16 protein-coding genes are annotated in these 17827 nt (G+C 63.0%); 8 read left to right on the top strand and 8 right to left on the bottom strand.

Annotation, left to right across the window (positions count from 1 at the left end):
* Positions 1–223: 223 nt before the first annotated feature.
* The 4 genes from msrA to ACVMIM_RS04220 form a co-directional block, all read right to left on the bottom strand.
* Positions 224–967: a peptide-methionine (S)-S-oxide reductase MsrA gene (gene msrA / locus ACVMIM_RS04235; RefSeq protein ID WP_476110643.1), complete on the bottom strand. Its 744-nt coding sequence runs from the start codon at positions 965–967 to the stop codon at positions 224–226.
* 341 nt (positions 968–1308) lie between these two features.
* Positions 1309–1551, bottom strand: a complete 243-nt coding sequence (locus tag ACVMIM_RS04230) for a hypothetical protein (RefSeq protein ID WP_476110641.1) — start codon at positions 1549–1551, stop codon at positions 1309–1311.
* 89 nt (positions 1552–1640) lie between these two features.
* Positions 1641–2327 (bottom strand): DUF1223 domain-containing protein, encoded by a 687-nt coding sequence (locus ACVMIM_RS04225; protein WP_476110639.1) that lies wholly within the window; start codon positions 2325–2327, stop codon positions 1641–1643.
* A gap of 202 nt (positions 2328–2529) precedes the next feature.
* Positions 2530–3630 carry a TadE/TadG family type IV pilus assembly protein gene (locus tag ACVMIM_RS04220; protein ID WP_476110637.1) on the bottom strand — a complete coding sequence of 367 codons (1101 nt, stop codon included), beginning with the start codon at positions 3628–3630 and terminating at the stop codon, positions 2530–2532.
* 356 nt (positions 3631–3986) lie between these two features.
* On the opposite strand from ACVMIM_RS04220, the gene lepA reads away from it, so the two are divergent.
* Positions 3987–5792: a translation elongation factor 4 gene (lepA, locus tag ACVMIM_RS04215; RefSeq protein WP_127252994.1), complete on the top strand. Its 1806-nt coding sequence runs from the start codon at positions 3987–3989 to the stop codon at positions 5790–5792.
* A 23-nt stretch (positions 5793–5815) separates the two neighbouring features.
* Here lepA and ACVMIM_RS04210 read toward each other — a convergent pair whose 3' ends face one another.
* The 4 genes from ACVMIM_RS04210 to ACVMIM_RS04195 all read right to left on the bottom strand — a co-directional run bounded on the left by ACVMIM_RS04210 (position 5816) and on the right by ACVMIM_RS04195 (position 9412).
* Positions 5816–7741, bottom strand: coding sequence for a DUF3732 domain-containing protein (locus ACVMIM_RS04210; RefSeq protein ID WP_476110635.1), 1926 nt, complete (start codon positions 7739–7741; stop codon positions 5816–5818).
* Positions 7738–8235 (bottom strand): three component ABC system middle component, encoded by a 498-nt coding sequence (locus tag ACVMIM_RS04205; RefSeq protein ID WP_476110633.1) that lies wholly within the window; start codon positions 8233–8235, stop codon positions 7738–7740. The genes ACVMIM_RS04210 and ACVMIM_RS04205 overlap by 4 nt, the downstream gene beginning before the upstream one ends.
* Entirely contained in the window at positions 8232–9014 is a 783-nt protein-coding gene (locus ACVMIM_RS04200) for an ABC-three component system protein (RefSeq protein WP_476110631.1), read from the bottom strand. Before ACVMIM_RS04200 ends, ACVMIM_RS04205 begins: the two co-directional genes overlap by 4 nt.
* 143 nt (positions 9015–9157) lie before the next feature.
* A complete protein-coding gene (locus tag ACVMIM_RS04195) occupies positions 9158–9412 on the bottom strand; it encodes a hypothetical protein (RefSeq protein ID WP_476110630.1) in 255 nt (84 codons plus the stop codon).
* A 246-nt stretch (positions 9413–9658) separates the two neighbouring features.
* Here ACVMIM_RS04195 and ACVMIM_RS04190 point away from each other — a divergent pair, with 246 nt between their 5' ends.
* The 7 genes from ACVMIM_RS04190 (at position 9659) to ACVMIM_RS04160 (ending at position 17812) form a co-directional block, all read left to right on the top strand.
* Entirely contained in the window at positions 9659–10699 is a 1041-nt protein-coding gene (locus ACVMIM_RS04190) for a hypothetical protein (protein ID WP_476110629.1), read from the top strand.
* 240 nt (positions 10700–10939) lie between these two features.
* A complete protein-coding gene (locus tag ACVMIM_RS04185; RefSeq protein WP_476110627.1) occupies positions 10940–11287 on the top strand; it encodes a hypothetical protein in 348 nt (115 codons plus the stop codon).
* Between the two features lie 124 nt (positions 11288–11411).
* Complete coding sequence (locus tag ACVMIM_RS04180) at positions 11412–11783, top strand: endonuclease domain-containing protein (protein ID WP_278051263.1); 372 nt, start codon at positions 11412–11414, stop codon at positions 11781–11783.
* A gap of 160 nt (positions 11784–11943) precedes the next feature.
* Positions 11944–12570, top strand: coding sequence for a CDGSH iron-sulfur domain-containing protein (locus tag ACVMIM_RS04175; protein ID WP_476110625.1), 627 nt, complete (start codon positions 11944–11946; stop codon positions 12568–12570).
* Between the two features lie 60 nt (positions 12571–12630).
* A complete protein-coding gene (locus ACVMIM_RS04170) occupies positions 12631–12933 on the top strand; it encodes a cupredoxin domain-containing protein (protein ID WP_476110623.1) in 303 nt (100 codons plus the stop codon).
* A gap of 422 nt (positions 12934–13355) precedes the next feature.
* Complete coding sequence (locus tag ACVMIM_RS04165) at positions 13356–15377, top strand: hydantoinase/oxoprolinase N-terminal domain-containing protein (RefSeq protein WP_476110621.1); 2022 nt, start codon at positions 13356–13358, stop codon at positions 15375–15377.
* Positions 15378–15637: 260 nt separating this feature from the next.
* Entirely contained in the window at positions 15638–17812 is a 2175-nt protein-coding gene (locus ACVMIM_RS04160) for a malate synthase G (RefSeq protein ID WP_476110619.1), read from the top strand.
* Positions 17813–17827 lie beyond the last annotated feature (15 nt).

Genomic DNA, 17827 nt, shown 5'->3' with positions numbered 1-17827 from the left:
CGCGACGTGCGAGCGCTGTTGCGGTGCAGAATTCTGCTCCGCTGCGCTCTTTGATCAGGGTCACGGCATGGATCCAGGGACTCCGCGACGCCGCTTCGCGGCTGCTCCGCCCTGGAATGACGACGTTCGGGCGGCTCCGCCAATCGCCAAGGCATGTCACCTGCCGACCCCAGATACACCTGCCGCCCGAGATTCCCCTGCGTCAGGAAACCGGCGGCCTTCCTCAGCTCTTGCTGGAGGCCAGCACGAGCACCGGCTTCTCGCTGTAGAGCTTGGGGAACAGCGCCTTCAGATTCTCGATCTTCGGCAGGTCGTTGTAGACGATATAGGGATAGGTCGGGTTCAGCGTCAGGAAGTCCTGATGGTAATCCTCGGCCGGGTAGAAGGTCTTGCCGGTTTCGAGCGTGGTGACGATCGGCTTCGGAAACACCTTGGCCTTGTCGAGCTGGGCGATGTAGCTCTCGGCGATCTTCTTCTGCTCGTCATTCTCGGCGAAGATCGTCGAACGATACTGGGTGCCCCGGTCCGGCCCCTGGTAGTTGAGCTGCGTCGGATTGTGCGCGACCGAGAAATAGACCTGCAGGAGCTGGCCATAGGTGACCTTCGACGGGTCGTAGGTGATCTCGACGGATTCGGCGTGGCCCGTGCGGCCGGTGCCGACAACCTCGTAGACGGCGTTCTCGGCGCTGCCGCCGGTATAGCCGGACACCGCCTTGCTGACGCCCTTGACATGCTGGAACACGCCCTGCACGCCCCAGAAGCAGCCGCCGGCGAAGATCGCCTTCTCGGTGCCGCTCGCCGCCTTCTCGTCCAAAGCCGGCGGCGGGATCACCACCGCGTCCTCGGCCGAGCGCGCCGGGCTCTGCCAGAAGACGGCCGCGACGACCGCCGCAAGCCCGAGCGCTGCAACCGCGCCACGCGCGAAAAATGGCGATCGCCGCGCGGCCTTTGTCTTTATGCCGTTCATGTCTGATCTCCTTGCTGTTGTTTCAGTATATAGGAAGGAAGCCGCCATGGGATTCTCACGTTGACGTGCGGCGGCGTCTAACCGCCAGCGGCGCTCCCCCTCTCCGTCTCTGCTTCGCCGAGCCACCTCTCCCCCGCCTGGCGGGGGCGAGGAACCCAGGCTTCCGAAGGCCGCACCCTCGGCGGTTGGCGCTTCCTCGCCCTCGGCGGCTGGCATTTCCTCGCCCCCGGCAAAGCCGGGGGAGAGGTGGATCGGCGCGCAGCGCCGAGACGGAGAGGGGGCTGCGCTGCCATATGCGATTGCCTCGTCGGCCGGCGACGCGAGCGGATCGCAACCTCACCTCACTGAGCGGTGGTGTCCGCAGGCTTCATGGCATCCGTGGCAGGCTTCATCGCCTCGGTGCTCATCGCGTCGGGCTTCATGGCATCGGCGGGTTTCATCGCATCGGCCGGCTTCATGGCGTCGGTCGCCATCGCGTTGGCGGGCTTCATCGCGCTGGTCGCGTCATCGGCGCGGGCGCCGGCGACGACGACCGATGCGGTAAGCGCAACGGCCAGCGCAGGCAGCGTGAGGAACTTGGTCATGGTCGTGCTCCTTGAGTTATGGCGCGCGCAGATGCGGGCCTTGGTGAAGCGTTGCCGCTCTCATGCGGCCCCGCGCGAAGGGAAGAAAATCAGTTGGCGGCGGCGGCGAGGATCGGCCCGCCCCCTGGTGTTTGCACCAGCACCGCGGTGCTCAAGCCGTCGGTCGCCGCCGGCAGCGGCAGCGTGGTCGCCTCGCCGTTCCAGCGGCCGAGCTTTGTCAGCGCATGCACGACATTGGCATGCGGCAGCGTGCGGCCGGTGTTCTCGCCGCGCGCCACCGGCACCTCGACGACGCCTCTCTTGTAGCGCACCAGCCAGATGTCGGCGCCGCCGCCGGGCGCCTTGCCGGCACCGATGCTGACCTTGCCCTGGCCGAGCGAAAGCTCCGGACCCTGCGTGCGGCCGCCTTTGGCGATCAAGCCCTGGATCTCGCCCGGCGCCGCCCCCACGCCGTCGCTTCTGCCGTTCACAACCACCTGCGGCGTGAACGGCCCGTCATGGCCGAGCGACGGCTCGTAGGTCACCTGGCGATCGGTGAATTCCTTGCGGCCGAACGTGTCCTTCCAGCCGAGATAGTCCCAATAGGTGACGTTGAACGACAGCGCCAGCACGCCCGGCCGGTCCTTGACCTTGATCAGATTGGCGTTGGCCGGCGGGCAGGACGAGCAGCCCTGGCTGGTGAACAGCTCGACCACGGTCAGCGGCTCAGCGGAAGCGGCGCCGAGCGTGGCGGCAAGCATCGCGCTGGCGAGCAGGCTTGTTTTCAATCCGGTCATGGGAAGCAATCTCCGTAGCGGGTCATGCTCCGATTTCGCCGGGGTGGAGGGGTTCGTTACAGCTTCACCGGTTTGTGATGTGGGTGGCTTGCTGTTCGGAGATTGGCGAAAGCGGCCGCGACGTCCGATCTCCCCCCTTGTGGGGGAGATCGGCAGCGGCGGCGCCGCGCATCTTCCCCACAAGGGGGAAGGAGAGGCGCCATCACTGCGTCAGCACGTTCTCCGACGGGCGCTGGTTGTAGTCGCATTTGCCTTGCACGGTGTAGAAGAAGTCGGCGTTGGAGACCGGGGCCGGGACCGCATTGCCGCCGTCTTCCCAGGCCTGGTAGCCGGTCTGGCCGCAGGGCACGGCGGTGAAGATGTCGACCTTCTGCCCGGTCGCCACTTCGGTCAAGTTGGTCGGGCTGGTGCCGATATAGAGCCGGTTCGACGTGGTCGGATCGTTGGACTTGAGCACCTTTGGATTCCCCGACGGCACGTCCATCTCGAGGTAGAGCTGGTCCATCTGGCTGACGTCGATCACCGCGCCGGCGCCGTTGGCCGGATAGAACGTGTCGACGCAATAATAGCTCGTGCCGTAATTGTCGGTCTGGATGACCGTGCCGGCGGGCACGGAGTTCTGCAGGCTCTTCAGTGTGCCGGTGGTGCAGACCTGCTTCTGCACCGTCGTCGAGGTCGACCCATTTATAGTGTTCACGACCGTGGTGCCGTAGCCCTTCGGGTCGCCATAGCCATTATAGGTGTAGCCGATCGTCATCAGCTTCTGGGGCGTGGTCTGGCCGAATTTGGTGCCCCACAGCGTCATGGTCTTTGCCCAGTAGCCGGAGACCTTCGTCACCTTGAAAGTGGTCTGCACCAGCGCCGGCGTCTTGCGCACCGATGAGCCGACGCCGACCGGCACCGTGTTGATGCGGACGACCTGCATGAAAGTCGTCGGCATCGGGTAGCTTGCCGTGGCGGTGAAGGTCGCCGTGCCGGTCGCATCGACATTGACGCCGGTGAGCGTCGCCGTGCCCTGGCCGCTATTGGCCGCATAGGCCTGCTGCAGCGCCGTCTGCCGGTCGGAAAAGCTTGTGGTGGTGGGCAGCGTGGTGACCGCGATGATCGCGGCGTCGAGCGCGTTCTGCATGTCGCTGCGCGTCGTCACCGCCGAGGTGTAGTCGACCGAAAAGCCGACCGCAGCCACCAGCGGGATCGTCAGCAGCACCATCATCGGCATCATCGAGCCGTCGCGGCGGGCGAGAAATTGTCTCAATGCCCCGGCCACCGCGGCCGGGCTGAACTTACGGGCAGAGCGGGACATTTCAGGGTCTTCGTCGTCTCAGGCAGCAAGCCGGTTTACCATCCGGGCGCGAAGCATGCGCGAGAGCGGTGCATGAATGCTTAAGCGGGTTTGAATATTTCGTGAGCGGGATGTGAAGGGGCGCGGCGCCTCCCCTTCCCCCTTGTGGGGGAAGGTGGATCGGCGCGATAGCGCCGAGACGGATGAGGGGTGTTCCAGCGGAGTGAGACGTTGGCGGACTCCGACTGGATAGGCGGCGCCGCCAAGCTGGAGCACCCCTCATCCGGCCGCTTCGCGGCCACCTTCTCCCACAAGGGGAGAAGGGGAGACTGCCCCGCCGCTTGCCCCTCAACCCCGCCCCTGCTAAAGCGCGCCGCATGACGACGCCGCTCGACCATATCCGCAATTTCTCCATCGTCGCCCATATCGACCATGGCAAATCCACGCTTGCCGACCGGCTGATCCAGCTCACCGGCGCACTGGAGGAGCGCGACATGAAGGAGCAGGTGCTGGACTCGATGGACATCGAGCGCGAGCGCGGCATCACCATCAAGGCCCAGACCGTTCGGCTCAACTACCGCGCCAAGAACGGCGAGGATTATGTGCTGAACCTCATCGACACGCCCGGACATGTCGACTTCGCCTATGAGGTGTCGCGTTCGCTCGCCGCCTGCGAGGGCTCGCTGCTGGTGGTGGATGCCAGCCAGGGCGTCGAGGCGCAGACGCTGGCAAACGTCTACCAGGCCATCGACAACAACCACGAGATCGTCGTGGTGCTGAACAAGGTCGACCTGCCGGCGGCCGAGCCGGAGCGCATCCGCGAACAGGTGGAGGAGGTGATCGGCCTCGATGCCTCCAACGCCGTGCTGATCTCGGCCAAGACCGGCCTCGGCGTGCCGGACGTGCTGGAGGCGATCGTCCACCAGCTGCCGCCGCCGCGCGAGGGCGACATCAACGCTCCGCTGAAGGCCATGCTGGTCGACAGCTGGTACGACGCCTATCTCGGCGTCATCGTTCTGGTGCGCATCATCGACGGCGTGATGAAGAAGGGCCAGACCATCCGCATGATGGGCACGGGCGCGAAGTACCTCGTCGAGAGGACGGGCGTGTTCAAGCCGGCCCGCGTCAATGTCGACGAGCTCGGCCCCGGCGAGTTCGGCTTCTTCACCGGCTCGATCAAGGAAGTGGCCGACACCCGGGTCGGCGACACCATCACCGAGGACCGCCGCCCAACGCAAAAGGCCCTGCCCGGCTTCAAGCCGGCGCAGCCGGTGGTGTTCTGCGGCCTGTTCCCGGTCGACGCCGCCGATTTCGAGGATTTGCGCGCCGCCGTCGGCAAGCTGCGCCTCAACGACGCGAGCTTCTCCTACGAGATGGAGACCTCCGCGGCGCTCGGCTTCGGCTTCCGCTGCGGCTTCCTGGGGCTGTTGCATCTGGAGATCATCCAGGAGCGGCTGGAGCGCGAGTTCAACCTCGACCTGATCGCCACCGCGCCCTCGGTCGTCTACCGCATGAACCTCATCGACGGCACCGTGAAGGAATTGCACAACCCGGCCGACATGCCCGACGTGGTCAAGATCGCCTCGATCGAGGAGCCGTGGATCCGCGCCACCATCCTCACCCCCGACGACTATCTCGGCGGCATCCTGAAGCTCTGCCAGGACAGGCGCGGCATCCAGGCCGACCTCTCCTATGTGGGCAAGCGCGCGATGCTCACCTACGACCTGCCGCTCAACGAAGTGGTGTTCGACTTCTACGACCGGCTGAAGTCGATTTCGAAAGGCTACGCCTCCTTCGACTATCATTTGACCGACTATCGCGAGGGCGACCTGGTGAAGATGTCGATCCTGGTCAATGACGAGCCGGTCGACGCGCTCTCCATGCTGGTGCACCGGTCGGCGGCGGAAAAGCGCGGCCGTGCCATGTGCGAGAAGCTGAAGGAACTGATCCCGCAGCACCTCTTCAAGATCCCGATCCAGGCCGCGATCGGCGGCCGCATCATCGCCCGCGAGACCGTCTCGGCGCTCAGGAAGGACGTCACCGCCAAATGCTATGGCGGCGACGTGACCCGCAAGCGCAAGCTGCTCGACAAGCAGAAAGAGGGCAAGAAGCGGATGCGCCAGTTCGGCAAGGTGGATATCCCCCAGGAGGCGTTTATCCAGGCGCTGAAGATGGGGGATTGAGGAGCCGATTTTGGATCTAAACTTCAAGCCATTGATCTGGGACTAACTTTTCCCCCCCCTCTCCATCGGGCGACAACTGCATCCTGGAACCACGCCTCTGCCTCATCGGCATGATCAATGACAATCGTCTGAAACTTACTTTCAGCTGTTCGTTGCTGAATAAAACGAAAGAGACGCCGCACTGCGATCCGATCGTCGTCTTCGATATCACTATCGCTGGTTTGCAGCTCACTCGGCGGATAATGAGCCTTGGACGGTTGATCGAAGATCACAAATGCAGGAACTGGCCTGTCGCGCTCGCGAAATATGCGGTGAAGAGCCATGTGCGTTAGAACGTGGCAACCTACCCAATTGTCACCACTGCCCATATTTTCTAGCCGGATGCTTCCATGCGTTCTCGTTTCTGCAACGACCGTCAGTCGTCTTAAGTCTAACCGAGTCCGCCCATCAGCGTGTTCAAGTTCCAAATCACGAGCATATTCCGTCATATAGTCGGATAGGACGTATTCGACATTTGCGAGCCTATCTTCATAGTTATCGCCGGATAATTCGGACATCAATTGCTCAACCCTGCGCTTCATTATGCCGAGGCGCACTCGTTGCTCGGTCTCTTCCGCGGGCGCCCTGCTTTCAAGAAACGCGCTTATTCGCCCCTGAACTCTAGACCGCTTAACCGCGTCTTCTTGCTGGATCCGGTAAAGCTCGTTCTGCCTTACAACAGCGTTCAGTTGACTCTGGTTCTCGCGTATTCGTCGACTAACGTCCTCTAGCTGGGTCTCCAGTTCAACGATGTACGACTGCAGCCTGGGATTTTGGGCTCGAAGGGATGTTAGCCTGTCACCCACCTCAGAGAGTTCTGAGCGCAATTCCTCAATAAGAATTCTCGGGGAATCGATATAGGAGTCACATAGAGGGCATTGATGACCTCCAACGCTCAGGTCCGGAAATATGTTTAGCGCCTCCAGCCTTGACTTTTGTTCGAATAGCTCGCCCTCGTAGGCGTCCCTGTTTGAACCAAAGACGCGGGCTTCATCCACACGATCCTTGAGTTCTGAGTACGCTGACCTGAGGGAATCTCGATCGGCGAAAAGCTCGCCAATTTCCCCATCAGCATCAACATAGTCGCCAGTTGAAGGGAGCGGCGATGCAAGGGCGCCTCGCAAAGCTAGGATCACCTCATCCACCGAAGCCGGCCTTACATCGAGCGGAACAAGCCCCACCTGCCTCGCCTCTGCCAATATAGAACTAGCACGGGTTGCTGTAGCCCTCTCCCAAGAGACTTCGGCTTCCAGCTGCCGCTCTAAAAGTCGAATATCCCGACGAAGTTGGGAAAGCTCATTTTGCTTGAGCAATTCGGAGGTGGTTACAGCTCCCAGAAAGTATGGCAAAGTGTCTCTAATCGCTTGGGCTACAAACCCGTCTTCCTGATTGAAAAAAAGCTGATTTTTATTATCGATCAGACTCTGGTCCTGATAGCAAAATATACGAGAATGAGCGAAATTTGCTGCCAAGGGTGGACGTGTGCTGTCCAACCCGGGTACGTGCAAATTTTCTTCAATTCCAACATACCGGGTGAGCAGTTCCCTTATGCCGTCGAGGTCGCTGTTCTTGACGAGACGTTCACTAGTTGGAATCTCCACCTGGGCACCAATTTGAATATAAATGTTTGAGTTGGTTGCTCGCCCTCTATCAGGGTTCTGACGCGCGATAAAGATTTTCTCGCCGGAGCAATCCAGTAACACGCCATACCAGCTCACTTTTCGGCGTATCACACCATCTGGAACGTGACACTCACCAGAGCCAAGGCAATAATCAACAATATGAATGATTGCAGATTTTCCGGTCTTTGACTCACCAGTTATTATATTCATCCGATCGAGGAAAAAGCTAAGAAAGCGGACTTCGCCTCGGTGGCCATAGAGAACCAATTTTTCAAGAGTAACCTTCAAAGACGTACTCCCAGAGCGGTGAAGACGGTTGGTGCGGTTCCAGAACTAGCCAACCAGCGACCGACAAAATGAGCCTTCTTGCAGCAGTTTGAGACTTCGGCGGATGGTGTGGATTTCTCGAATTTCACGAAGACCTTGTCCGCTGCGACCAATTCTATCCGCGCATCGTCGACGATCTGTGCGAGCCCCATTGTCGTGATTAATAGGAGGCCTTCCTTCGTTGCCAAGGCTAGATCAGCGAGACGGCGCGAAAGGTGCGTCGTCAGTTCCGCATTCCTCTCCGACCAGTTGATTAGTCGCGTGACGACCGTAGACGGGAGGCGTGCCCGCGTTTCGCTGTGAAGGACGAGTGGCAATATCAAGTACGAATATAGAAAGGGAAATCCCTTTCCCGACTCTGATTGGTAACCCGCCACAGCCCTAGCAATTAAGACTCCCGAAAAAGCCGGGTTTAATAAGCGTCGTTCTTCTATTGTGGTAGCGCGAAGTGTCATTTGGACTTGAAATATGTTGAGAAATCTGGATGCCAACCCACCTTCACGGCATCCGCAAGCGCGTGAAACGAGCCTCCGGTCAAGAATTGCGCACTAGCCCCTTTGAGGGGTGTCTCCTGAACCTCCGCCCAACCTAACAAGCCTCGCCCACATCTGCGCTTCTCGTCTTCGTCGGCATCGGCCCCCAACTCATCCATCACAATGGCACATTGGATTCCCCAGCGCGCTTGCAGATCGTTGTCATAGCGAGTCAATTCAGCGGGATCGATTTTGGCCTCTCGGAGCCACTTTGAGCGTTGCGCACTGGCTTTCAAGAACGCCTTCTGCGCATTTTTGATGCGGGCAACGCCAGCCTTGACGCATCGTATCTGTTCAACAAAAGTATAGCCGTCCAAACCAGAAAGGTCACCTTCAGGATCATCAATATCAATATGCAGCACAGACGCCTTATATTTTTCCCGTAGGTAAGCGATTTTTCCGTCAACCGCGATTAATGAAATCACCGGTCCTTTACCGGCGCTAAGCCCAATAGAAACTTGCTCCAACCACCACCCCTCCAATTCCTGGCGAAATTCCGGCAATTGTTGATGCTCGCAAGCAGGATACAGGCTAGCTTCGATCTCCGCGGTTAGCCCGGCCAAATTGACTGTATTCGGCACCACGAAAATGGAACGGAGAAAAGCTGCCTGGCTTGCCTCATCCAACGCGGCAAATAAACTACGGTCCTCCTCCGTCGCTTTATTTTCGGACGACAGAGCAATTTCACGCAACTTTACCAACGCTGCGTCGACGTCACGTGCTGATTCGTCGGGGCAGAGGTGTGCAAGCGCGGATTCGTTTGGAACAGTTGCGTTCGTGACTAGGCAGAAGTCGACCCTAGTTAGCTCGACAATTCCGCCGGAGAATAACCGCACCCAATTGCCTAAGGTTCGCCAAAAAGCTTTCGAGGAATCTGAAATTTCGCCTCTGTTTGAGTCACGTGCTTTAGCTGATCGGCAGAAATTACGTTGCCATCATGGATTACCGCGACATCGTCATACTTCTCGATAGCGATTGCGCCGGTAGGATCGCGGCGCATGCGTTCGAGTGCCCTATGAAGAGCGTAGCGCAGCTGGAATAGATAGCCCGCCGCCTGCCCCGGTGCCTCGGATTTGTTGTGTGATGGTTTGACCGTCATTGCTCCCCCGCCCTACGAATACGCGAGTTTCGGGAATCTTCAAATGCTAATGTGGCGTTGTCAAAGTCTAACACCATCCTGCGCAGTTCTGTGACTTGGCAGCTAGGGGGGAGACCGATTCTCAGGTCCAGGGTTTCCAGATTTCTTATAGGCGGTTTTGAGAGCGCCCGGCCGTGAAGCATTCTGGCTTGGGGAGACATGGCATGCGCTCCACCTCGGATACCGTCGCCGCGATCGGTCTCGCCATTGGCGTCGCGTGGCATAGCGGGCACGTTTGTCGCCAGCGATGCGCTGCGCGAGACGCTGTGGACCATCGACGGCGTCGGCATAGTCGTCGCCGCCGCGCTGCTCACCATGAAATATCAGCGGCTCGGCAATGATCTCGTCGCGGCCGGTTTCCTCACTTTCCTCGCCGGCGAAAGCCTGCTTCTGGCAGGCAATGCGGCGGGCCTGCAGGCCAGCGTGCCTTCCTATGCCGGCGGCATTGCGCTCTGGGCGGCGGGGCTGGTCATGGTCAGTGCGCCAGCCACCTTCGCGCTGTGGATGCGGCTCACGGCTTTCCTCGCCGCTTTGCTCTTCGCCGTCGATCCTGTGGGGCGCCCGGGAGCAATTCCAGCAAAAGTGCGCAGCGGTTTTGCGTCCGGAATTGCGGACAAACAAAAAGACTCTTTTGCCCACCTCCGCGCCGCTGCCGGCGCTCGGCTATCCGTTCCTGGTGCTGACCTTCATCGGCTGGATCTGGACTTTGCTGCAGCCGGAGCGTTGAGTGCCAAGGCCATGGCCGCGCCGCTCGAACTCCGCAACAGCCCGTCGGGAAAGATCCTGCCCGCCCTCGGACCCTTCCTGATCGGCGGCATTCTCGGCTTCGGCGCGCTGCAAGGCGTGGCCTCGGGCGCGGATGGCGGGCATGTGCTGTGGATTGCGCTGCTCGGCGCCGCCTGCCTCGGGCTCGGCGCTTTCATCGCGCGCGGTGCCTTCGACAGTTCGGTCAAGGTCGTGCTGGACAAGGATGGTTTCCGGGACCGTCGCGCCGGCGACGTGCTGGTGCCGTGGAGCAAGGTGCAGAGCGTGCGGCTCGCCGCCGGCGGCAAGGGCGCGGCGATGCTCAATTTCGAGCTTACCGAGGAGCCGCCCGACGCCATCCGCTATTCCTCCGCCAACGCCTTCGGCCTGATGCCCTTCGGCCGGAACATCGTGCATATGGAGATCTCCTCGCTCGACGTGCGGGGCCAGGACCTGGTGGATGCGGTGAAGACGTTTGCGCCGCATGTCGCGGTGAGGCGCTGACCCTTCCTTCCCCCCTTGTGGCGGAAGGTGGCCGCGAAGCGGCCGGATGAGGGGTGTTCCAGCGGAGTGAGGCGGTGGCGATGCACACTTCTGTGGCGAATGTGGCGAACGCCCTTGCCAAGCTGGACCACCCCTCATCCGTCTCGGCGCTGCGCGCCGAGCCACCTTCCCCCACAAGGGGGGAAGGGGAGGTCGCGTCGCTTCCGCTCCCGTGCTCTACTCCCCCCGGGGGACCTCGCCATGATTCGCGCTTTGCTCGCCTTCCTTCTCCTCACCGGCTCGGCCTTCGCCGCCGATATGTCTATCTTCGTGCGCAACCAGCGCTCCGACGGCGTTGCGCTGGAACTGTTCAGCCGCGACAGCCAGAAAGTCTGGCCGGGCGACGACAAGGTGTTCCTCATCCGGCCGAAGGCGCGGAAGTCCGTGCCGATCTCCTGCGAACCGGGCGAGCATATCTGCTGGGGCGCCTGGGTGAACGGCGACGATTCCGTCATCGCCGGCGTCGGTCCCGACAACGACCAGCCCTGCGACACCTGCTGCTTCATCTGCACCGAGCATTCCACCGAGACGGTGGACCTGGCGGAGTAGCGTCTTCCCCTTCTCCCCCTGTGGGAGAAGGTGGCTCGGCGCGCAGCGCCGAGACGGATGAGGGGTGTTCCAGCGAAGTGCGACGCCGGATGTTCAAGTCCACAACATCGGTTAATCTCGCGCTATGCCCCACCAGCCCGTAGCTCCAGCCAAACGGAATTTCGCCCGTTCGATGCGGCGCGAGCCGACTGAGGCGGAAGATCGCCTGTGGCAGGAGCTGCGCGGGCGCCGTCTGGATAACATCAAGTTCCGACGGCAGGCGCCGATCGGCCGCTTCGTGGCGGATTTCCTCTGCGCCGAGGCTCGGCTCATCGTCGAAATCGACGGCAGTCAGCATGCGGAGTCGCGCCACGACCAGGAACGCGACGCGGAATTGAAGGCGAGAGGATTTCGCGTGCTTCGGTTCTGGAACGACGACGTTCTGAAAGAACTCGATGCGGTGTGCGATACCATCATCGCTTATGTTCGGGATCAAAGTCTGCAGCCTTGGCGGTAGTGGTGCATCGGCCTCTTTGCCAAGCTGGAGCACCCCCTCATCCGTCTCGGCGCTGAGCGCCGAGCCATCTTCCCCCGCAAGGGGGGAAGGGGGAGCTTGTCGCTTGACGCCCCTCTCTTCGCCGCCCTAGCCTTGCTCAACCCACCAGGAGGAGAGCCCCATGGCAGGCACGGTCGAAAGCGAGAAGATCGACGTTTCCTTCAGCGGCAAGCGCTGCATCCATTCGCGCAATTGCGTGCTCGGCAATCCGCATGTCTTCGTGCCCAACGCGCCGGGCGAGTGGATCCACCCGGAGGCGGCGAGCGTCGAGAAGGTGGTGGCGCTGGCCGAAAACTGCCCGTCGGGCGCCATCACCTACACCAGAAAGGACGGCGGGCCGCAGGAGAAGCCGCCGGTGGTCAACACCGTGCGGCTGCGCGAGAACGGCCCGCTGGCGGTGCATGCCGAGATCGTGCTGGGCGAGGAAACCTTCTTCCGTGCCACGCTCTGCCGCTGCGGCCTGTCGCAGAACAAGCCGTTCTGCGACAACAGCCACATCAAGGCCGGCTTCACCGCCACCGGCGAGCCGCCGCTGAAGGAAGCGCAGGTGCTGGAGGCGCGCGATGGCCCGCTGGCCGTAACCCCCACGGTCAAGGGGCCGCTGAAGGTCGAAGGCAATCTCGAGATCGTCACCGGCACGGGGCATACGATCGCGCGCACCACCAAGGTTTTCCTCTGCCGCTGCGGGCATTCGGCGAACAAGCCGTTTTGTGATGGGAGCCATAAAAGGGTGGGGTTCGTGGGATGACAGGCGCCGCGCCGGCGTTAGTTAAGGAGCAGCTAAACAACCCATGGGAGGAAATCCGCCATGCGTACCGCGCTCGTTCTCGCTTTGCTTGCTTTCGCAATGCCCGCCTATGCCGCCAATCATGCGGTGCAGATCAAGGACATGAAATTCCATCCGGCCAAGATCAGTGTCGCCGCCGGCGACACCGTGACTTTCACCAACGCCGATTCCAAGACGCACACCGCCACGGCGGACGACGGTTCCTTCGATACCGGCCACCTCGCAAAGGGCAAGAAAGCCAAGGTCAAGATAACCGCCACCGGCGCGCACCCGTTCCATTGCGCGATCCACAGCTCGATGACGGGCACCATCACGGCGAAATAGAAGTGAGCTGCGGAGCTGCCAGTCTCCCCTTGTGGGGGAGATGCCCCACAGGGCAGAGAAGGGCATGGCACCTTGGCGCATGCATTGTCCAATGTGGCGCTGGTCGACCCCCACTCCGTCTCGGCTTCGCCGAGCCACCTCTCCCCCGATCGACGGGGTAGAGGAAGGCGCCCTTCCTTTCCCTCCGGAAGGGGGGGGAAAGGTGGCGCTGCGAAGCAGCGACGGATTGGGGGAACCACGTGGAAATCAAGCCTCGGCCCGGTCAGTCACGCCAGTCACAGAAGATGTGCACATAGCGTAGGCCCTCGTGGGGCGAGGAACTTGCTCTCCACCTCCTTGGCCCATCCCTCCCTTCTTTATCCGCCAGCCGGTATCGGCTAAGGGCTTCGCAACAAAGCCCTCGACCTCGGACTGCCTGCGAAATGACCGCCAAGCCTCACCCTCTCTTCCTCGGCATCGACACCGGCGGCACCTATACCGATGCGGTGCTGTGGTCGGAGGAGGGCGGCCCGAAGGGCAAGGTGCTGGCCAAGGCGAAGTCGCTGACCACGCGTCACGATCTCGCCGTCGGCATAGCCGGCGCGGTGGACGCGGTGCTGGAGAAATCCAGGAGCGATCCTGCCTCGATAAAGCTGGTCTCGATGTCGACGACCTTGGCCACCAACGCGCTGGTCGAGGGCCAGGGCGGGCGCGTGGCGCTGGTGATGATCGGCTTTTCCGAGGCCGATCTTGCCCGCGACGGGCTGAAGATGGCGCTGGGCACCGATCCGGTCGTGTTCTGCCACGGCGGCCATGACGTGCACGGCAATGCCGCCAAGCTCGATCTTTCCGGCCTCGAGGCCGCACTTCCGGAACTGGGCGGCTCGGTATCGGGCTTCGCCGTCTGCGCCTATTTCGCCACGCGCAACCCGGCGCATGAGCTGGCGACCCGCGACCTCATCCGCGAGAAGACCGGGCTGCCGGTCACCGCCAGCCACGAGCTTTCGGCCAAGCTCGGCGGCCCGCGCCGGGCGCTCACCACTTTGCTCAACGCACGCCTGATCTCGATGATCGACCGGCTGGTCGCGGCGACCGAAGGGTTTCTGGCCAAGCGCGGCATCGCAGCACCCCTGATGGTGGTACGCGGCGACGGCGCGCTGGTCTCGGCCGCCTTCGCCCGCCAGCGGCCGATCGAGACGATCCTCTCCGGCCCGGCCGCCAGCCTTGTCGGCGCCCGCCACATGACCGGGCTGGACGACGCCATGGTCTCGGATATCGGCGGCACCACGACGGACGTCGCCGTGCTCGATCAAGGCCGGCCGCGGCTCGATCCGGAAGGCGCAACCGTGGGCGGCTTCCGCACCATGGTCGAGGCGGTCGCCATGCGCACCTTCGGCCTCGGCGGCGATTCGGAAGTCACGCTGGAAGACGGCGCGCTCGAGCCGAAAATCCTGCTCGGGCCGCGCCGCCTGGTGCCGCTGGCGCTCTCCGGCATGGTGCATGGCGAGGCGGTGACATCGGAACTTGAACGGCAGCTGCGCGCCCCCAATCCCGGCCGCATGGACGGGCGCTTCGCCCTGCGCACCGGCGTGCCGGACCGGCTTGCTGCCGGCCTCACCGGGCCGGAAGCGAAGCTCTACGAGACGATCGGCGCCACGCCGCTGGCGCTCGACCGGCTGCTGTCGTCGAACGCGCAGAATGCCACGCTGAACCGGCTGGTCGCGCGCGGGCTGGTGCATATCTCAGGCTTCACGCCGTCGGATGCCGCCCATGTGCTGGGCAAACAGTCGAACTGGGATGCCGCCACCGCCCGCCTTGGCGCCGAGCTTTTCGCCCGCCGCCGCGACGGCCGCGGCCAGACGATCGCGGCGACCCCGCAGGAGATTTCGCAGCGCGTGCTGACGACGCTGACCCGCTGGTCGGCCGAATATATCCTCGAAACCGCCTTCGCCGAGGACGGGCTGGATGGCGCGGCCACCGTCGCGCATGCGCTGGTGCAGCGCGCGGTGGACGCGCATCCCGGCATCGCCCGCTTCACCGTGGCGCTCGACCGCCCGGTCATCGGGCTGGGCGCCTCGGCGCCGCTGCATTATGCCGGCCTGCCGCCGCTGGTCGGCAATGGCTGCATCGTGCCGGAGGACACCGATGTCGCCAACGCGCTCGGCGCCGTGGTCGGCCAGGTGCGCGTCTCGGCCGAAGCCCGCGTCAGCCAGCCCAAGGAAGGCCTGTTCCGGCTGGCGTCGGGCCAGACGGTGCGCGACTTCACCGAGGAGGACAAGGCGATCGCAGCGGCCGAAGCGGACGTGCGCGCGATCGCGGCCGAACGCGCGAAGGATGCCGGCACCGACAGCGCCGAGATCGACATCGCCACCGAGTTCAAGGTCTCGACCATCGAGGGCCAGCGCATGTTCATCGAGGCGCATGTGGTTGCCGTGGCGTCGGGGCGGCCGCGGATTGCGGTGTAGCGCAGCCTTCCCTTCCCCCCTTGTGGGGGAAGGTGTCGCCGAAGGCGACGGATGAGGGGTGTTCCAGGGAAAGCCAGCGTCTCACTCCGCTGGAACACCCCTCATCCGTCTCGGCGCTTGCGCGCCGATCCACCTTCTCCCACAAGGGGAGAAGGAGAAAGCCGCGCTCCCTACACCCTAAGCTGAATTGACCCCGCAACCCCAAACATGTCAAAGGCCCCCGCTAACAAGGCCAAAGCCACCTATCTGGAGACGCGCAGATGACCGACCGCATCGAGATCGCCGGGTTGCGGATCGCCCGGGAGCTCCATGACTTCGTGGCCGGGGAGGCCACGCCCGGCACCGGTATCGACCCGCAAAAATTCTGGACCGGCTTTTCGGCCATCGTCCACGACCTCGCGCCGAAGAACCGCGCGCTGCTCGCCAAGCGCGACGCCATGCAGGAAAAGCTCGACGGCTGGTATCGCGAAAACGGCGCGCCGGTCGACATGGAGGCTTACAAGACTTTCCTGAAGGAGATCGGCTATCTGGTGCCGGAAGGGCCGGCCTTCAGCGTCTCGACCGAACATGTCGACCCCGAGATCGCCGTTGTCGCCGGGCCGCAGCTCGTCGTGCCGGTGATGAACGCGCGCTATGCGCTCAACGCCGCGAATGCCCGCTGGGGCTCGCTCTATGACGCGCTCTACGGTACCGACGCCATTCCCGAGACCGGCGGCGCCGACAAGGGCAAGGGCTTCAATCCTGTACGCGGCGCCAAGGTGATCGCCTGGGCGAAGGATTTCCTCGACCAGTCCGTGCCGCTCACCACCGGCAAATGGGCCGGCGTCAACGGACTGTCGGTGGCGAATGGCGCGCTGAAAGCTGGCGAGGGCGCCGGCGCCACGACGCTCGCCGATCCAAGGCAGTTCGTCGGCTATCGCGGCGACGCCGCCACGCCGGAAGCGGTGCTCCTGGTGAAGAACGGGTTGCACATCGAGATCGTCATCGACCGCGCCAACCAGATCGGCAAGACCGATCCGGCCGGCATCGCCGACGTCCTCCTCGAAGCCGCGTTGACCACCATCCAGGACTGCGAGGATTCGGTCGCGGCCGTCGACGCCGAGGACAAGGTCGTCGTCTACCGCAACTGGCTCGGCCTGATGAAGGGCGATCTCGCCGAAGAAATCACCAAGGGCGGCAAGACTTTCGTGCGCAAGCTCAATCCGGACCGCAGCTACACCTCGCGCGGCGGCGGCACGCTTACGCTGCCCGGCCGCTCGCTGATGCTGGTGCGCAATGTCGGCCACCTGATGACCAATCCGGCGATCCTGGATCGCGACGGCGACGAGGTGCCGGAAGGCATCATGGATGCCGCGATCACCGCGCTGATCGCGCTGCATGATATCGGGCCGAACGGGCGGCGCGCCAACTCCCGCGCCGGCTCGATGTACGTGGTGAAGCCGAAGATGCACGGGCCGGAAGAGGTCGCCTTCGCCGTCGAGATCTTCGATCGCGTCGAGGCGCTGCTCGGCATGGCGAAGAACACCATCAAGATGGGCATCATGGACGAGGAGCGGCGCACTACCGTCAACCTCAAGGAAGCGATCCGCGCCGCGAAGGAGCGCGTGGTGTTCATCAATACCGGCTTCCTCGACCGCACCGGCGACGAGATCCACACCTCGATGGAAGCCGGCCCGATGATCCGCAAGGGCGACATGAAGCAGGCCGCCTGGATCTCCGCCTATGAGGCCTGGAATGTCGACACGGGTCTCGAATGCGGGCTCGCCGGCCACGCCCAGATCGGCAAGGGCATGTGGGCGATGCCCGATCTGATGGCGGCGATGCTGGCTGAGAAGATCGCGCACCCGAAGGCCGGCGCCAACACCGCCTGGGTGCCGTCGCCGACGGCCGCGACGCTGCACGCCACGCATTATCACAAGGTCGATGTGCACGCCGTGCAGGCGGCGCTGAAGAGCCGGCCGAAGGCCAAGCTCGACGACATCCTGTCCGTGCCGGTGGCGGTGCGGCCGAACTGGACGCCGGACGAGATCCAGCGCGAGCTCGACAACAATGCGCAAGGGATACTCGGCTATGTCGTGCGCTGGATCGACCAGGGCGTCGGCTGCTCGAAAGTGCCCGATATCAACGATGTCGGCCTGATGGAGGACCGCGCGACGCTGCGCATCTCCTCGCAGCACATCGCCAACTGGCTGCGCCACAAGGTGTGCTCGGAAATCCAGGTCCGGGATTCGCTGCAGCGCATGGCGGCGATCGTCGACCGCCAGAATGTCGGCGACCCGCTCTACCAGCCGATGGCGCCGGACTTCGACAAGTCGATCGCCTTCCAGGCCGCATGCGACCTGGTGTTCAAGGGGACAGTCCAGCCCAACGGCTATACGGAGCCGGTGCTGCATAAGCGGCGGCTGGAGCTGAAGGCGAAGGACCGGGCGGGGTAGCGCCGGAATCCGCGC

The sequence above is a fragment of the Mesorhizobium sp. USDA 4413 genome (assembly GCF_056280365.1).
Note: the sequence above shows the minus strand (reverse complement) of the source record. Positions and strands in the feature narration are given on the sequence as shown.